The sequence below is a fragment of the Acinetobacter sp. WCHAc060042 genome (assembly GCF_003231195.1).
Taxonomy (GTDB): domain Bacteria; phylum Pseudomonadota; class Gammaproteobacteria; order Pseudomonadales; family Moraxellaceae; genus Acinetobacter.
Window position 1 is genome coordinate 54,193 of record NZ_QKVN01000007.1, and the last position, 17,564, is coordinate 71,756.

The following is a 17,564-nucleotide window of genomic DNA, read 5'->3' on the forward strand; positions in this document are numbered from 1 at the left end:
GTTATGTCTAGATCTTCGCCAAGTACACCTTCAACATTCAATTGAGTTCTCTAGAGTAGTCTTAGCCAATGTATCAATGAGAAGTAGATTTTATTTTTTGTAATGATTCTTAAAGAAAACCCCTGTTGATGCACAAGGGTTTTCACCACCTTTAACGGTCTGTTGCTGTTGCGGTATTGCTATCTGTTGCTACCGCTTCATCACTCGTGGTCGTTGTGGCAGTATTATTTGAGCTTGCAACTGCTGTCGTTGCATTAGGATGTCCTGGTGGTGCATCAGCCTTATTCGGCTGACGATCTGCAAACATATAAAGTAATAATGCAATGAAAAAGATGCCAACCAACGCCAGCATATACACTGGCACGCGTTTTTTCTTTTGCCGCTCCTCTGGCGTTTGAACATGGGGCGGTTTACTGAAATCATGTGTCATAGCTCCCCCGCATTTCTATTATCAAGTTGTCGAATTTTTATACTAACAAGTGCTTGTGTAGCATTGTGTTTCAAAGCATAGTGAGATAGTAAACAAGCGCATTATTTCAAGATAAATTATTATTTTATAAGGCTTTAAAAACAGTCATTCATCAGTCAATTCAATGTTAAAAGTCATATAAAAAGTATTTCATGTCAGCATAGACAAAAAGAGTCTGTCTAAAGGTCTTCTTGGGCTCAATTTGCGCTATAATCACGCACCTTGTTTTAGCTGTTTTGGACTTTATGGCATATCGTCAACAAAGTGTAACGCTTGATTTAGACACTGATGTTACGCACCAATGTCATGTGCATTTCACTCGCGATCAACACCTCATTGGTATAATTGAATTTTCTAAGCCAAGTTACATTCTCAAATGGGGCGATTTAGAGTTTTTCCGTCGTCGCACTGAAGAATTTTCTGTGATGCCGTTTCCTGAATGTATCAATGCCATGATCATTGATATTCGAAATGTGCAAGCCTTTTTAGACAATGAAACGCCGATTATTCCTTGGCGTTTACTCGAAGAAGAATGTCCAATACGTCTTGTTGTACCTCAAGATCGCTTAGATCATTATATCGGGTTATTTGAGCCAACATGGTTGACGACCGATATTGAAACAGCCATTTCTGAAATCCGTGAATATATGGATATGTTTGTTCACTAAAATTCTAACTTCAAACTTTAGCTCAGTGCGATTACTCAACTTAAAATCATCCCATGTAATCGCCTTAGTGACTTGTAATCGTTATCAAAATTTCATACGTGTTTCGCTCATACTGCTTGCAACTTGGTAAAAGCATCTTTTTAAAATTTAAGCTTCTTTTTTTAATTTATCTTTATAAACTCTACTTATCCCATTATATCCCCGCACACTGTGAGATGATAAAAAGCGTGTTGTGAGGCTCCTGAATTATTAGACATTCGCCTAATATGATTTAAAAAAATATTAAAATGGCATGCATTATGCTTAATTTCCTTTGTAATATCAGAGGAATATAACTATGCCCTAATTCAATGCATTATTAACAAAATATTAAAAATCCCACTTGAGCAGTAAAAGCAATCTCGATTAAGATGCAGACTAAGCTGTAAAAAAAACACCATAAAAAGAACATCTTTTGCACAGAATAAAGCTTTATCCCAATTCTGACGTTTTTAATAAAAACAATGCAATTGATGCTGCAAACAAAAGGAGTTTGTACATGACCATGCAACGTAATCTTTCTGCCCTATTTTGTGCAAGTGCACTTGCGCTGAGCCTCAGTGCATGTAGCGATAACAAAGCCCCTGCAACAGATGTCGCTAGCACTGGTGCTGATGCTTCACAGTCAGGCACTTTAGATAAGATTAAAAAATCAGGAACCATTGTTTTAGGTTACCGTGATTCTTCCATTCCATTCTCCTATATCGCAGACAACCCAAACCAACCAGTCGGCTACGCACATGATTTACAGCTCAAAGTGGTTGAAGCTGTTAAACAAAAGCTGAATATGCCTGATTTAAAAGTTCGCTATAACTTAGTCACCAGCCAAAACCGTATTCCTTTGGTTTCAAATGGTACTGTTGACCTTGAGTGTGGTTCAACCACAAACAACAAAGAACGTCAGCAACAAGTAGACTTTTCGGTAGGTTTCTTTGAAGTGGGCTCGCGCTTACTCACTGCGACAAATTCGGGAATCAAAGATTTTGCTGACCTAAAAGGCAAAAAGCTTGTGACCACAGCAGGTACAACATCTGAGCGCTATATCCGCCAACATGAAAAAGAACTCGGGATTGGTGAAGTCATTTCTGCTAAAGACCATGCTGAATCTTTCTTGATGCTGCAAAGTGGTCGTGCTGCTGCGTTTATGATGGATGATATTTTACTTGCGGGTGAAAAATCAAAAGCCAAAGATCCAAACAACTGGCACATTGTCGGTACAGCACCAATTCAAGAAGTCTATGGCTGTATGTTGCGTAAAGGCGACACAGGCTTTAAGCAAGTCGTAGATGATGCCATTAAAGCCACCTATAGTTCGGGTGAAATTAACAAGATGTACAACAAATGGTTTGAACAGCCAATTCCACCGAAAAACATTAACCTGAATTTTGCTATGTCAGACCAACTTAAAGCCTTAATTGCAAACCCACATGACCGTGATCAGTAATAGATAAACGAGAAATTAATGTTCACTCAGGCAAAGTTTCTTTGCCTGACCTATTTTAGGGGATTGTCATGAATTATAGCTGGAACTGGGGCGTCCTTTGGCAATCCACAGGCGTCGGAGATAGCACCTATCTCAGTTGGATTTTGATTGGTTTAGGCTGGCTATTTGTTATTGCTATTGTGGCTTGGAGCATTGCCATGGTGCTTGGAAGCATTCTCGGCATTATGCGAACGCTTCCGAATAAAACTGCTCGTGCCATCGGCACAGCTTATGTCACCATTTTCCGTAATGTACCACTCTTGATCCAATTGTTTATTTGGTTCTATGTAGTTCCAAACTTCCTACCAGGGCCAATCAAATCATGGTGGATCAATGATTTAAGTGCGGGTACAACTGCGCTCATTTCAGCCAGTATCGGTCTTGGACTATTTACTGCAGCACGGGTCTGCGAGCAAGTTCGCACAGGCATTGAAGCCTTACCTACAGGACAGGTCAATGCAGGTTATGCCATGGGTTTTAGTACTGCACAACTATATCGCTATGTCATTTTACCGCAGTCCTTCCGTACGATTTTGCCACCACTGAGTTCAGAGCTGACCAACTGTGTCAAAAACACATCAGTGGCCTCTTTAGTTGGGGTCTCAGAGATTATTTCGCAGATGAAAACCATCAGCGAATATACGCAAAACACCATCGAAATCTATACCTATGTCACGCTTATTTTCATCGTTATCAACGTGTGCTTAATTACCTTAATGACGCTGCTTGAAAAACGTTTACGTGTCCCAGGTTTAATTGCAGGAGCTAAATAATGGAATGGCTCACCGCATTTACCCATGATTTGCAGTTATCTGCACCTGCCCTATGGCATGGTTTAAGCATCACTTTAAAAGTGGTCATCATCGCCACCATTGGCGGTATTTTCATTGGCACACTGTTGGCACTGATGCGTTTGTCTTCTATTCGCATCTTGAATTTAATTGCCCAAGGTTATGTCAATTTATTCCGCTCGATTCCACTCCTATTGGTATTGATGTGGTTCTACTTTGCTGTACCGTTCATCTACACCACAGTCACGGGAAATTATCTGACCATTGATACCGCTCTGGTCTCCAGTATTGTGGCGTTCATGTTGTTTGAAGCGGCTTATTTCTCGGAAATTGTCCGTGCAGGGATTCAGTCCATTCCTAGAGGGCAATCTGCCGCAGCTTATGCCCTAGGGATGACCTATGGCCAATCTATGCGCTTAATTATCCTGCCACAAGCCTTTCGTAAAATGACACCGCTACTGTTACAACAAACCATTATCTTGTTCCAAGACTCAACCATGGTGTACGCCATTGGCTTATTGGACTTCTTCCGCACCAACTACGTGCGTGGAGATTTGATGTCTCTATTAACGCAATATATTTTATTTGCAGGCTTGGTGTATTTCACCATCAGTATGTTAGCCACATATGCAGTAAAACGATTACAAAGGAGGTTAAGCGTATGAGCGACCAAAAAGTAATGATTGACCTCCAAAATGTCAGTAAATGGTATGGCGATTTTCAAGTTTTAACCGATTGCACAACACAAATTTGCCAAGGTGAAGTAGTGGTAGTCTGTGGCCCATCAGGCTCAGGCAAATCAACCCTGATTAAAACGGTCAATGGTCTGGAAGCCTTCCAACAAGGTCAGATCACAGTTGACGGTATTCCTATTAACGACCCAAAAACAGACTTAACCAAATTACGTAGTCGCGTGGGTATGGTGTTTCAGCACTTTGAACTGTTTCCACACTTAAGCATTACGGAAAATTTGACCATTGCCCAAATTAAAGTATTGGGCCGCTCTGAAACTGAAGCGAAAAAGAAAGGTTTAGGCTATTTAGAACGTGTCGGGCTGAGTGCACATGCTCATAAATTTCCAGCACAACTTTCAGGTGGACAACAACAACGTGTCGCTATCGCCCGTGCACTTAGTATGGACCCGATTGCCATGCTGTTTGATGAGCCGACATCTGCGCTTGACCCTGAAATGATTAATGAAGTTCTTGATGTGATGGTCGAACTGGCACATGAAGGCATGACCATGATGTGTGTCACCCATGAAATGGGTTTTGCCCGCCAAGTGGCCAATCGTGTGCTGTTTATGGATCAAGGTAAAATTGTCGAAGACTGTAGTAAAGATGAATTCTTTAATACTAAACGTGGGGATCGTGCTCAACAGTTCTTAGACAAGATCTTGCACTAGCATAGAGACGTGTTATCCCACCTTAAAAAAAGCAGGTCAAACGATCTGCTTTTTTTAAATTTAGATTCTAGTCTAAAACCAAACGTGCATTGGTGGCTTGAACAGGACGGTTATTCGTATACCCCATCAGTGCAGCGAAGTTTGCGATTTGCTGCGCTGATGCCTGTTGTATATCTTTTAAGACCACCCAACGTACACCCTCAGTACACGGTGGTGTCATAAGTGAACCATTAAAACGATAGTAGCCATGTGTCGCGGGTAAAAAATTCATTCGCTCTCAAACTTAACCCTTTCTTTGATTGTCTTGGTTGCCATAGCCGTTCCAGTGTTAAATTCTTTTTGCCTGCTTCATACATTACCGCAACCACGGCCAACTCACCTTTTTCAGAAACATGAACTAAATGTAATTCTATGGGAAAGCTTTTCCCTTTGATCATATTTTCTGAGGGGCTGAGATGCATTTGCAATAATTGAAATCGTTCACCCTCTAAACTTAAATAACTACCTTGATGAAAATTGATTTGTACCGTATGGGGAAGTTGCACAATATCGCTGGCAGAAGTTTTGTAGTTAAAATGAAGTGCTGCGAGTTCTGCTGAAATCACACGTTCTATATTAATAGGTGATTGATTATATCCCGCACATGCTTGATATTGGGGATTCAACTGACTCCAGTGCTTTTTCTGCTTGATAGCCCCAATCTGATGTTAACTCACTGGCTGACCAACCCACCACACAGGGAAACCCAAACAATGCTGCTATTATTTTATACTTCATATTCCTTCATCAAAAAATAGATCTCAAATGATCCAATATCCTCCATGAATTGACTAGGCTCCAGCAAAACTAAAAATGACATTTCAAACAGATTTTTTCATGTTTTGTTTCAGTGCTTTAAGGATTTAGACAAAACAAAAATACCTCTTTCGATTAAGCTTTTTATTTATTTTTTTAATCTCGACCCTAAAATTGAAATGATCATATATGACAAAAATTACAATTAATAACATTTAGTTATGTGAATTTTCCATCGTTATAAATAAGAAATGAATCTCGATGTAATTCCTAAAACTTTTGGCTTGATTTTAGCCACGCACAATCAAAATGCAGACTTTTTGTTATTTGCGTTCCAAAATAGAACAAATTCAGTTCAAATTGAACCCCATACATTTTTTCCAGACTATTTTTTTTGCTCTCAGCTCAAATGCATCCAAATTTTGCAGTAAATATACAATCACATATTTAAAATAAATAAATGTAATATTTTCAGATATTTATAATTAAATCATATTTTCATAAACGCACCAGTAAGATGCGTGAACACCATCATGGTGCATATTAATGCTTTATATCGGGTCTTATTATTTTTAAGCAAAACTTAATCAATATTTCCTTTTTGCTTAGCTCTTCACGAAATGACAAGCATCAGTATACTGAGCTTCTTTTTGCAAAATTTTGCACTCAAATGGAACCTAAACATGCAAAATATTGACTTACTTTTTCTTCTTCTTGGTGCAGTTTTAGTCCTCGCCATGCATGCAGGTTTTGCTTTTTTAGAACTAGGGACAGTTCGACATAAAAACCAAGTGAATGCCTTAAGTAAAATTTTAACGGACTTTTCACTCTCTGCAATTGCCTACTTTTTTGTAGGTTATTACATTTCTTATGGACATCACTTTTTCCATATCGGGGATACTTTAGCAGCGGATCATGGCTATAACCTAATGCGCTGCTTCTTCCTGCTCACTTTTGCAGCCGCAATTCCAGCAATCATCTCAGGTGGCATTGCTGAACGTGCCAAGATGCGTTCTCAAGCCATTGCAACCGTTTTGCTAGTAGCTTTGGTTTATCCTTTTTTTGAAGGTATCGCTTGGAATGGCAACTTTGGCTTACAACAATGGTTGCAAAGCACTTTCGGTGCAAGTTTCCATGATTTCGCAGGTTCTGTGGTTGTGCATGCTATGGGAGGGTGGATTGCCCTTGCTGCAGTTATTTTACTTGGAGCACGTCACGGACGTTATAAAAAGGATGGTCGGGTCAGTGCTCATCCACCCTCTTCTATTCCTTTCCTAGCCTTAGGTTCTTGGATATTAATTGTAGGTTGGTTCGGCTTTAACGTTATGAGTGCACAACGTTTAGATGCAATTTCAGGACTCGTAGCAATTAACTCCCTCATGGCCATGGTCGGTGGGACATTAGCAGCTAACTTTGCTGGAAAAGATGACCCAGGTTTCTTACATAATGGTCCTTTGGCGGGTCTTGTTGCAATTTGTGCAGGTTCTGATGTTGTACACCCTATAGGTGCTTTAATCATTGGTGCTATTGCAGGACTTATGTTTGTTAAACTCTTCACCTATACGCAAAACAAGCTCAAAGTCGATGATGTACTCGGCGTATGGCCTTTACACGGCGTATGTGGCGCATTCGGTGGGCTTGCAGTTGGTGTATTTGGTCAAAAATGGCTTGGTGGCTTAGGTGGGGTAGCTATGATGTCGCAGTTAATTGGTACATTGTTGGCAATTGGCATAGCCATGCTTGGAGGACTTGTTGTTTATGGCACTTTAAAAGCCACGATGGGGATTCGTTTAAGTCAAGAGGATGAATTCCGAGGAGCAGACTTGTCTATTCATAAAATTTCTGCCAACTCTGATGACAGCATGTTCTAAAATCATGTTCAATTTCAACGCGACCCTTATGGGTCGCTTTTTTATTCTCTGATTTAAACGTCAGTCATTGCTGTTAAATGCTTAAAAATCTCAGACAATGCCGTAATCTGTGGGGCATTTATTGTTACCAATGGTTGATGAAAGCCTGATAACCACAGGGCTTGCATTCCTGCCTGCTGTGCACCGTGTACATCATTAATCGGATGATCCCCAACAAATAAGCACTGCTCAACTTCAACATGTAATTGTTGTGCCGTATCAATAAAAATATCTGGTTTTGGTTTAGCTTGTCCAAATAGCCCAGAAGTATTGATCACATCAAAATAATGCGCAAAGCCCAAGCCATTTAATATAGACAAGCGTGTTGCATGACCACCATTTGAAATAATCGCAAGTTTATATCCCGCTTGCTTTAAATGGGTCAACGTTTGTTCAGCATCGGGCATTGCCACAGCACAGCGACCAAATTGTTCAAACCAAAAATTACTTAAGTCATTCAAATCAGGAGCTAAATTCCAACTAAGCTCCTGTAGCAAAGCATAAGCCACTGAAGCACCAATACTTGTGTGGGTTAAATGTTCTTTTAAGGGATAGCCCCCATTGTCTATACGATTGACGATAGTCTCTATCTGTACAACATTTACACTTTGTAATTGTACGTGATAATAATCCGCAAGCTGTTGGCTAAACGCAGCAACACTGCGTCCACGGTGGGTTAAGGTATTATCTAGATCAAATAAAACTGCACGTATCACGCTGTCTTTTCCCAATATTGTTTAGACTCAACCTAACATCGAATTGCTGCACCACTTTAGCCTTAAATGAATAAGTAAATCACTGATTTTGCTAAAAGCGATGAAAGACCAAAACCGTTAAGCCTGCTTTAAGCTAACACTGTTGGAATAGCAGCTTATTTTTATTTTACGGCGTATCTTGTGTCAGATCAGCAACGTTTTTTTCTACTTCAGTTTTTTATTTTGACACTTGGTTTTTCCATTTTATGGCTCCTCTTTCCAGTGGCAGGAACATTGGATTTACACCTGATTCAACCCTATATGGATCGGACAGGTCATTTCCCATTAAAACGAGATTGGGCCCTAGCCGAACTCAATCATCGCTATGTCAAAGACATACTCATTGCAGTTTACTTGATTTACTTACTGAAATGGGTTGCATCGTATAAGTGGACTGCCCTAAAACCACAGCGCTGGCAAAGTGGTTATTTCATTGGCTTAGTCCTTATCAGCACCAGTTGCATTGGCATATTAAAATCACAATCTGGTCATGCATGCCCATGGGATATGACACTCGCTACCGCACATGATTTCTTTTGGGACTTTTCAGCAACAGCAGGTCATTGTTTTCCTGGTGGACATGCTGCCACAGGATTTGCTCTATTTGTGGGATATTTTGTCTATCGACTCACTGAGCCAAAACGTGCATGGTTTTATTTGTTTGCTGCCCTGATTTTAGGTTTTGTAATGGGCTGGGCACAAATGATGCGTGGCGCACATTTCCTCAGTCATAATCTTTGGACAGCATGGGTTATCTGGTTAATTAACGTATTGGCTTATGCATTGTTTTATAAACGTTTTCTTGGGACTCAAATAAGCCCTAAACTATAAATTAAACATCACCTGAACTTGTAAGCCGCCCAGAGCTTCACTTTGCCCAAAATTCAATTTTGCCCCGACTTTCTCTGCGGCTTTATCGACAATGGACAACCCTAATCCACTGCCGACCTCTAAATGATGATGAACGCGATAGAACCGTTTTAAAATCTGATCATAAAGCTCGGGGGCAATTCCTGCTCCACTGTCTTCAATTTGGAGAATTGCTCGCTGATCTTGCTTATAAATGGAAACATTAATCACTCCCTGCTCTGGGGTATATTTAATGGCATTATCAAGCAAATTATAAACAATCGAATGCACAGCTGAACTTTGACTCTTAAGCCAAATTTGTTCTTGTTGCTCTAAACCTAAATCAATATTCTTGGCAAGTGCCAACTCCATCAATTGCTCCATACAATCTCCAACCAAATCACTTAAGCACACCTGCTGTACTGACTCTAAAGTAGGGACAGATGCATCCTGTTTGGCCAAATTAAGTAATTGAGAAACCAAATGCTGAATCCGAATTAAACCTAAACTCAGATTTTTTAAAGCCTGATGTTCTGGAAATTCATGCAATAAAATTTTCATTTGCAAATTGAGTGCTGTAATCGGTGTTCTCAGTTCATGTGCAGCATCGGCAATAAACTGTTTCTGTTCTTGCTGGAACAATGAAATCCGTTCAAACAAACGGTTCATTTCGTTGATAGTCGGTAAAATTTCAACAGGATAACCAGCTGGACGAATTGCCGTAAGCTCATGTGGTTCACGCTGTGCGAGTTCAGCTTTAAACTCATCTAAAGGCTTTAAACTACGTCCAATAATCCAATTTAACCCCCATAGCGCCAAAGGCATAAACAATAAATAAGGAATCAACATATTCGCTGCAAGTTCTAAAGCCAGTTTTTGTCGCACGCTCCGTTGTTGACTGACCTGAATCTGATATTTTTCTGTAGGTAGAACATAGGTGTTCCACAAACCTTGTGCGGTATGGTGAGTATAAAAACCTGCTTTTTTTACAGGTTGTATTAGGAGGTCAAACTTATGTTCACGCTGTTCTGGAAATTCATACGACCAGACATCTACAAATAAATCCTCTTCATGATAGTGCCGACTTACTTCAAATTCACTCTTGATCGGAGCGGGGTCATGTTCTGCCACACGTTCAGCCAAATTTCGCATTTGTGCATCAAGTATTTCATTGGTCTCTTCAAGGGCAATCCGATAAGCTGCAATCACCAATAAGCAACCCATTACAATACTGAATAAAGAGGTGTAAGTGACCAGTTGTCGCTTTAAGGAAATTGAGGTTGCTTTTGCCACTTATGATTCAACCTGCCCCAAACGATAGCCCAAACCACGAATCGTTCGAATAAAATCTTTGCCCAATTTAGCGCGTAAATGGTGAATATAAACTTCAATGGTATTGCTGTTAATTTCCGAGTCCAAATCGTATAATTTTTCTTCCAAATTTGCTTTGGAAAAAATTTTATTGGGATGGCTAACCAAAGGAATAAGTATCGCCCATTCACGATTCGATAAATCAATCGTTTGCCCTTTGTATTTAGCTAAGTGTAAATCCTCATCAAGCTCTAGCCCTGAAAAACTCAGCGTTTGTCGCTGATTTTGCTGTTTCAAAGCCCCGCTACGACGTAACAGAGCTTGTATACGGGCAAGTAACTCATCAAATTCATAAGGTTTAATTAAATAATCATCAGCACCTTGGTTTAAACCATCAACACGGTTTTGTAACTGATCTCGTGCAGAAATAATCAATACTGGTAAAGTCGGATACAGTAGTCGAATATTTTTTAAGACTTGCATACCATCCATCATCGGGAGACCCAAATCGAGTAATACCACATCAAATGCATGTTGTTGTAACTGTTTTAAACCATCAAAACCATTATTTACCCACACCACATCAAACTGCTGATAGCGCAAAAGGGTTTGCGTGGACTCAGCAATCATAAAATCATCTTCAATAATCAATATTTTTGACATGAATTAAGCTCTCGCCTTGGTCGAGGTACACTGTTCTAGCATATTATTTTTCGAATCAATCACTTCACTTTTCACCTCAAGTAAACTGAGTAAACTTGGGAATAAATGATCTTGACTCAATTCTTGGCTTTTTTGCTGAGCTAAGCAAGTCATTTGTTGTGGATTTTGCTTTTTCCATGTTTCAGAAAACCACATCAGCATCGGCACATGAGTCTGTTGGCTCGGTGCGATAGCATAAGGTGAACCATGTAAATACAGGCCGTGCTCACCAGTCGACTCACCATGATCGGATAAATACCAAAAACCCGTCTCAAAGTTTTGATTTTGCTTTAATACGCCAATCAGCTGGCTTAATATATGATCTGTATAAACAATTGAATTATCATAACTATTTTTTAGTTGTTCCGAGCTACAGCCTTGAATAGCATTGGTCTCACACATTGGTTTAAATGGTTGAAAACCCACTTGTGAACGTTTGTAATAAGCAGGCCCATGGCTACCCATTTGATGCAATACAATTAAACGTGGGGTTTTATCATCACTCGCGATACTGGCAATATAAGCTTTGAAGCTATCCACCAAAATTCCATCCGCACACTCACCATCTGCGGAACACCACTTTTTCTGTATAGGCTCAGGAATCTTAAACTGCTCCACGCGATCACACACGCCTTTGCAACCTGAATTATTATCAATCCACGTCACTTTATAGCCTGCACGTTGTGCTAAATCTAATAAGCCTTCACGATGTTTAGCCAGTTGTGCATCATAATTTTCACGTGTCATCCCAGAAAACATACAAGGTACTGACACAGCCGTTGCTGTACCACATGAACTTACTTGGCTAAAGTTAATAACGTTGAGTTTTTCAAGTTCAGGATTGGTTTTTTTTGCATACCCATTTAAAGAAAAGCTTTCTGCACGCGCAGTTTCACCGACAACCAAAACCATGAGCTTCGGCAATTTTTTCTGTCCAACTTGTTCCACTAAATGCGCATCTTCACCATACTTCACGAGTGGTAAATGCTGCTGCGGTCTATTCTTTTTATAATACGACAGTGTTGAGCTAATCGCATTTTGCGGTGAAATCATCCCTTTAAGATCGCGATGCTCACGGAAAATAGAAGCATAATCCACAAAGAAAACAAACAGCAGGCTGGCAATCACTGCAACAGAAATGGCACTACCCAATAGCTTATGTAACAAAACGGCCTTAAGCGGATCACGACGAATCTTTATCTTAAAGAGAACGACCAATGGCAAGATCACCATCGTCCCAATCCAGAATAAAAGATGCCAAGACAATAAATCACGTACTTCATTACCATCGGTTTGCATCATGTTTTGAATTTGATCAGGCGTGATTGCAACTCCTAAACTATTGACAAAATAGGCACTCATGCCACCAATCAAGATTAAAATAGCGGCAACAGATTTAGCGATTGGGCGCCACTGTATAATTTGAAACACCAGATTATATAATGCCAATATCACCAATACGGTCGCAGCAATGAATGCATAAGCTTTCAAGCCTTGGTATGGTGTGAGTAACTGAATTTGCTTATAAAACATAAAGTTTAATGCCACAGCTAACCACACAGCCAAATACGCATTAAAGCGTAAAAGCGATATTTCTTTGAAGACAGACTGCAAATTGAACATCTTAAATTATGTCTTTGTGATCGGATGTCCCAATGTAGTTTTCTAAACTTAAAACTCGCTTAAATAGAAAAGAGTGCTGTCGCTTTGTGTCAATTCATAACGGTAAATTAAACTATCGGATGAGATTTTTAAGACCCAACGTATGCTTTGATATGTGGAATACCCTTGCTCAACCAGAACATGAATAGAAGTATGGCTTTTATGTGCAGGGCCCGTCGAAGGATTTTATGGTGGTGTATATTGCGCCACTAGATGTTTTTGTTTTCGGCTAAACGAGAGAATAAACAAGCTCTGTGCTGAATGTCAGATACTAAGATTTCATCTTTTGGGCAAAAATTAAGGCGTTTCATAAAACGCCTTAATTAGATTGGCTTTAGTCTGTATATGCCTGAGCCTGTTCTACAGCTTAAAATTTGTATTCGATCCCAGTGCCGACTACAGGTTGCTTGGTTTCAAAAGATGCTTGTTCAAGTGTCAAAATTCCTGCATAACCATAAGCTTTGACTTGCTTGGTAAAGGCATAATCAGCACCTGCAATAAACTGCTGCGCATCAAAGTCGTCTTTAGCCGTTTTAAAACTGGTTGAGTTTTGACTGTATTGCGCTTTCACTGTCCAAGCTTTGGCATTCTGAAAGTTATATTCAGCCCCAACCAACCAGCCTTGTGCGTCGTCTATGGCAGCCGCGGCAGCATCATTGCCTTGTACATCCGCCACTTCAGAAGTTTGATATAAAGCTTTCAACGCCAAACCATTATTCAAATTGACTCGACCAATGGCACGTAAGGTATCTGCTGCTGCAAAAGCACTGCCTGCCACCCCGCCTGTCACCTCAGGCGCTGATGCATTCAAAATACCACGTCCTGCAAAGGTTGATGGAATGGCCTTATCATAACCAATCCCGGCAACAAACTTTTTACTGTCATAAACCACTGACGCTGACCATGCATCGCCCAGACCACGTCCTGCAACTTTTGCTCCGCCTTTGGATTTTTCAATACCCCCTGCTTCACCAGTGGCTAACAGTGCAGTAGCTTTCAGTTTTCCTGTGCCAAGCCCCCAAGCTGGCGTTTCATAGACCACAACATTATCTATACGGTTTTCACCAGTGAAAATCCCTGCCACATCAGCTTTGTTGGCCACATAGTTATTAAAGGTATCTACCACTGAAGACAGTTGTTTAACGGGAGTATCAATTTTGCCGACTTTCAATGTCCCTAATTTTTGGTCTTGTAAGCCAACAAGTAAATTACGTGGAACAAAAGTATCTGTGCTACCCCCATTGTCCACATAGAAGGTAAATTCTGCTTGATATAGTGCATTTAAACGATCTGTGAGTTTTTCTTCGCCTTTTAAGCCTAAAAAGGAGTTATTAGAGTTCAATTCAACGACATCACGGTCTTTATTTGGAGAGGCATTATCTTCAGGTAAATAATCGGCCGTGACATCAATTTCACCATAAAAAGTAGGTGCTGCGAATGTTACCCCTGCCACTAGGCTTAAAGCGATTGCGACTGCAATTTGTGTTTTCATTATCAAAATATCCTACGGTAAATTTGTTACAAATATTACCGTTCAGACATATATGACAGAACGATTAAAAAAATATTTAGTTATATTTTTTAATAATTTACATCACTATTTAGCATTTTTTATGATTTGTTTATGAAAGCATTATGAAAAATCTGAATGCGTTGCAATGGCACGCCATTTAAAAATAAACCACAAACTCAACATCGCAATGACCACAATAATACACAGATAATGGAAATAGCCGAGCCAGTCGCCCAATATCCCGCTGACACTATATAATCCACCACTGACGGTGGCCATCAATGCCACTTGAAAGGTAAAATCGGTGCCTGCCATCTGTTTACGACTATATTGCATCACTAGGGTGAGCATGACCACCAACAGCATAGATGAAGTCATATCTTCAAAAGCATTAATCAGATAAATTAACCACGGCTGAATGCCATACTTAATTTCATACTGAAAAGCCAACCATGCATAAGCTACCAAACTGAAGATTTTAAGCAGCGAGTACGCTACTAAAGCAGTGGAACGCCGAATAAATTTCAAACTATAGCCCGCAAGTCCAGCACCCATTAAAGCGGCACAGGCCCCCAGCATGGTTACATATAGACCAATCTGGGAAAAACTTAAGCCTAAATCAACCATTAAAGGCTTCAATAGTGGCCCTGCTAAACCATCCGCTATTTTAAAGCTCAAAAGCACTGCTAACCATGCTGCGAGTACAGGACTCTGGATAAAATAAGCTAAATAGTTTTTGATCTGTTGAAAATTAAAAGATACGGTTTGCGTTTCTGAAATCTTTCTATGCTGTGGCTCTGAGTAAACTAAAATCGCCACTGTATTTATAAAAACAATTGCCGCCAAAATCAAAAAAGTAGATTGCCAACTCAGCCAATCCAGTGCCCACAAGATTGCCCCGCCACCGACAATAAAACCAAGACGCGATCCAATCACCTGAAAGGTATTACCCCAGTGCTGTTGCTCCCCTTTTAAAATATTGACCGCCAACCCATCGGTTGCAATATCTTGCGTTGCCCCGAGCAAATTCATACTGAGTAGGCCCACAAAGAAAGCCCATAAATAAATAGGTTGATTTAATCCATCAATCGGGAGGAAAGACAGCCCAATCAACACCAGTACAGTCAATAGTTGTAATGGAATAATCCAACTACGATAGTGACCAAAACGGGTGATCCCAAAACGATCTAACAAAGGCGCCCAAAACACTTTAATCGACCACGGTAACATCAGCAGTCCAAAACCTCCAATCTGTGCCAGTGAAACCCCCTGTGCTCTCAAAATCACGGGCAAAGCATGGGTCATAAACCCCACAGGTAAACCTTGTGCCCAATACAGAGAAAATAGCAAAATATATACATTTCGGGTCTGTAACATGGTCGTCCTAAATTCATCAATTGGGCAAAGTGTTCATTTTGGCTCGGTAGGCATTCACTATTTTGCCAATGAATTCAAACCGATCAATGCCTATTATTGAAATCATATTCATCTTGATCGTTTGAGTAAAATAATAATGAGTCCATCTTTTCCAGAACTACCAGATCAAGTGCCTCATCGTAATTCGTCTGCATTCACTCGCACTATGTTTAAGCAGATTTTTTTAGTGCAAGGTTGGCGCTTTGTTGGTGAATTTCCCAACCTGCCTAAAGCGGTAGCAATTATCTCGCCGCATACCTCCAATATTGACGCATGGCACGGTTTCACCGCCTTGCTAGGTTTAGGCATTCAAATTACCATTTTTGGTAAGAATAGTTTGTTTCATACCCCGTTGAAACCATTGCTGGAATGGATTGGGGTGATTCCTGTGAATCGCACCCATGCCCAAGGCTTAACCCAAGACATTATCGCGATTATCAACAGCAAAGAAAAAATTTGGGTCGGTATGGCGCCTGAAGGCACCCGTAAACACGCCGAATCTATTCGTAGCGGTTTTTATCGTATTGCTCACGGTGCACAAGTTCCGATTGTGATGTTCTCTTTTGACTATACACAAAAGACCATTCACTGCTTGGGCGTGTTTCATCCTACTGGGCATTTTGAGCAAGACCTTGAGAAAATTTTAGATTTTTATGTTGGTAAATTTTCAGCCAAGAACCCAAAATGGTTGGCCAAGCCTTTACAAAAACGCTTAAAAAATCGCTAGTAAATCAAGGTCGAATCTGCTGAGATGTGCAGCATTATTTGTTTTACATTTTAGTACTTTTGACCATGAATTTTGCTCGTTTATCTCTGATTGGTGCACTCACACTGACTATGGCAGGATGTGATCTTGCATCAAAGAAAACACCAACAACAACTCCCATTCAAGCCCGTGAACCTGTGATTGCCATTGCCCTCGGCGGTGGAGGTGCCAAAGGCTTTGCACATATTGGTGTACTGAAAGTTTTGGAGTCACATGGCATCAAACCCAAAATTGTCACGGGAACCAGTGCTGGCAGTTTTGTGGGTAGTATCTATGCCAGTGGTAAAACACCTTATCAACTTCAACAAATTGCGCTGACTTTAAAAGAATCGGACATTCGAGACTTAACCCTCAATTCACAAGGTTTTGTGCAAGGACAAAAACTGCAAGACTATGTCAACAAACATGTCGGCAATAAACCGATTCAACAGTTCCCCATCCGCTTCGCTGCAGTCGCTACCCGTCTGGATACAGGACGTAAAGCCGACTTTATTAAAGGCAATGCGGGTCAAGCTGTTCGAGCATCCTGTAGTATTCCGAACGTTTTTGTCCCTGCGGTGATTGGTGGAACCAAATATGTCGATGGTGGCCTTGTTAGCCCAATTCCAGTGAAAACTGCCAAAGATATGGGCGCGGATATTGTAATTGCGGTTGATATTTCAGCCCGTCCCGTTGGAAACAAGCCACTGAATATGTGGGGTTTGCTCGATCAAACCATTAACATCATGGGGCAGCAAAGCATCAATGAAGAGCTAAGCCAAGCAACTGTAGTGATTCAACCCAAAGTTGGCCACCTAGGTACTTTAGACTTAACAGCGAGCAATCAATCTATTTTAGAAGGTGAAAAGGCAGCACAACTCAAAATTAAGTCAATTGAAAAAGCCATAGGCGACTTTAAAAAGTCACCAGCAGCCTTTAAACCTGCACCTAAAGCCAAATTCTAAAAAGTTTGATTTTTAATATTCAAAGACTTATTCATCTGCTAAATTGATATAGATGCTGCTGCATCTATATCCCTATAACGAATATA

16 protein-coding genes and 1 pseudogene are annotated in these 17,564 nt (G+C 40.4%); 9 read left to right on the forward strand and 8 right to left on the reverse strand.

Annotated elements, in window-relative coordinates:
• Window positions 1-151: 151 nt before the first annotated feature.
• A complete protein-coding gene (locus DPG01_RS04610; protein WP_086208541.1) occupies window positions 152-430 on the reverse strand; it encodes a hypothetical protein in 279 nt (92 codons plus the stop codon).
• Between the two features lie 284 nt (window positions 431-714).
• Between DPG01_RS04610 and DPG01_RS04615 the strand changes: the two genes are divergently transcribed.
• From DPG01_RS04615 to DPG01_RS04635, 5 genes are all read left to right on the forward strand, one after another.
• Complete coding sequence (locus DPG01_RS04615) at window positions 715-1,137, forward strand: hypothetical protein (RefSeq protein WP_086208542.1); 423 nt, start codon at window positions 715-717, stop codon at window positions 1,135-1,137.
• A 538-nt stretch (window positions 1,138-1,675) separates the two neighbouring features.
• The gene (locus DPG01_RS04620; protein WP_110974326.1) at window positions 1,676-2,620 is read left to right on the forward strand and encodes a transporter substrate-binding domain-containing protein; all 945 of its coding nucleotides are present in this window, start codon (window positions 1,676-1,678) and stop codon (window positions 2,618-2,620) included.
• 68 nt (window positions 2,621-2,688) lie between these two features.
• On the forward strand, window positions 2,689-3,432 hold the full coding sequence (locus DPG01_RS04625) for an amino acid ABC transporter permease (protein WP_086208544.1): 744 nt from the start codon (window positions 2,689-2,691) through the stop codon (window positions 3,430-3,432).
• Complete coding sequence (locus DPG01_RS04630; protein WP_086208545.1) at window positions 3,432-4,115, forward strand: ABC transporter permease subunit; 684 nt, start codon at window positions 3,432-3,434, stop codon at window positions 4,113-4,115. The genes DPG01_RS04625 and DPG01_RS04630 overlap by 1 nt, the downstream gene beginning before the upstream one ends.
• Before the next feature lie 14 nt (window positions 4,116-4,129).
• Window positions 4,130-4,855, forward strand: coding sequence for an amino acid ABC transporter ATP-binding protein (locus DPG01_RS04635; protein ID WP_171264431.1), 726 nt, complete (start codon window positions 4,130-4,132; stop codon window positions 4,853-4,855).
• 67 nt (window positions 4,856-4,922) lie between these two features.
• Here the strand turns inward: DPG01_RS04635 and DPG01_RS04640 are convergent.
• A pseudogene (locus DPG01_RS04640) lies at window positions 4,923-5,632 on the reverse strand (carbonic anhydrase).
• Between the two features lie 701 nt (window positions 5,633-6,333).
• Here DPG01_RS04640 and DPG01_RS04650 point away from each other — a divergent pair.
• Window positions 6,334-7,521, forward strand: coding sequence for an ammonium transporter (locus DPG01_RS04650; protein WP_086208548.1), 1,188 nt, complete (start codon window positions 6,334-6,336; stop codon window positions 7,519-7,521).
• A 53-nt stretch (window positions 7,522-7,574) separates the two neighbouring features.
• Here DPG01_RS04650 and DPG01_RS04655 read toward each other — a convergent pair whose 3' ends face one another.
• Window positions 7,575-8,276 carry an HAD family hydrolase gene (locus DPG01_RS04655; protein ID WP_110974351.1) on the reverse strand — a complete coding sequence of 234 codons (702 nt, stop codon included), beginning with the start codon at window positions 8,274-8,276 and terminating at the stop codon, window positions 7,575-7,577.
• Window positions 8,277-8,456: 180 nt separating this feature from the next.
• Here DPG01_RS04655 and DPG01_RS04660 point away from each other — a divergent pair, with 180 nt between their 5' ends.
• On the forward strand, window positions 8,457-9,146 hold the full coding sequence (locus DPG01_RS04660; RefSeq protein ID WP_086208550.1) for a phosphatase PAP2 family protein: 690 nt from the start codon (window positions 8,457-8,459) through the stop codon (window positions 9,144-9,146).
• Here the strand turns inward: DPG01_RS04660 and DPG01_RS04665 are convergent.
• From DPG01_RS04665 to DPG01_RS04685, 5 genes are all read right to left on the reverse strand, one after another.
• On the reverse strand, window positions 9,141-10,457 hold the full coding sequence (locus tag DPG01_RS04665; protein WP_110974328.1) for an ATP-binding protein: 1,317 nt from the start codon (window positions 10,455-10,457) through the stop codon (window positions 9,141-9,143). The two genes, DPG01_RS04660 and DPG01_RS04665, sit on opposite strands and share 6 nt — an antisense overlap.
• Entirely contained in the window at window positions 10,458-11,138 is a 681-nt protein-coding gene (locus DPG01_RS04670; RefSeq protein WP_110974329.1) for a response regulator transcription factor, read from the reverse strand.
• 3 nt (window positions 11,139-11,141) lie between these two features.
• Window positions 11,142-12,800 carry a phosphoethanolamine transferase gene (locus DPG01_RS04675; RefSeq protein ID WP_110974330.1) on the reverse strand — a complete coding sequence of 553 codons (1,659 nt, stop codon included), beginning with the start codon at window positions 12,798-12,800 and terminating at the stop codon, window positions 11,142-11,144.
• Between the two features lie 406 nt (window positions 12,801-13,206).
• A complete protein-coding gene (locus DPG01_RS04680) occupies window positions 13,207-14,331 on the reverse strand; it encodes a porin (protein WP_110974331.1) in 1,125 nt (374 codons plus the stop codon).
• 141 nt (window positions 14,332-14,472) lie between these two features.
• The gene (locus DPG01_RS04685; RefSeq protein WP_110974332.1) at window positions 14,473-15,729 is read right to left on the reverse strand and encodes an MFS transporter; all 1,257 of its coding nucleotides are present in this window, start codon (window positions 15,727-15,729) and stop codon (window positions 14,473-14,475) included.
• A 136-nt stretch (window positions 15,730-15,865) separates the two neighbouring features.
• Between DPG01_RS04685 and DPG01_RS04690 the strand changes: the two genes are divergently transcribed.
• Window positions 15,866-16,495: a 1-acyl-sn-glycerol-3-phosphate acyltransferase gene (locus DPG01_RS04690; protein WP_110974333.1), complete on the forward strand. Its 630-nt coding sequence runs from the start codon at window positions 15,866-15,868 to the stop codon at window positions 16,493-16,495.
• Window positions 16,496-16,560: 65 nt separating this feature from the next.
• Window positions 16,561-17,478, forward strand: coding sequence for a patatin-like phospholipase family protein (locus DPG01_RS04695; protein WP_110974334.1), 918 nt, complete (start codon window positions 16,561-16,563; stop codon window positions 17,476-17,478).
• The last annotated feature ends 86 nt before the right edge of the window (window positions 17,479-17,564 follow it).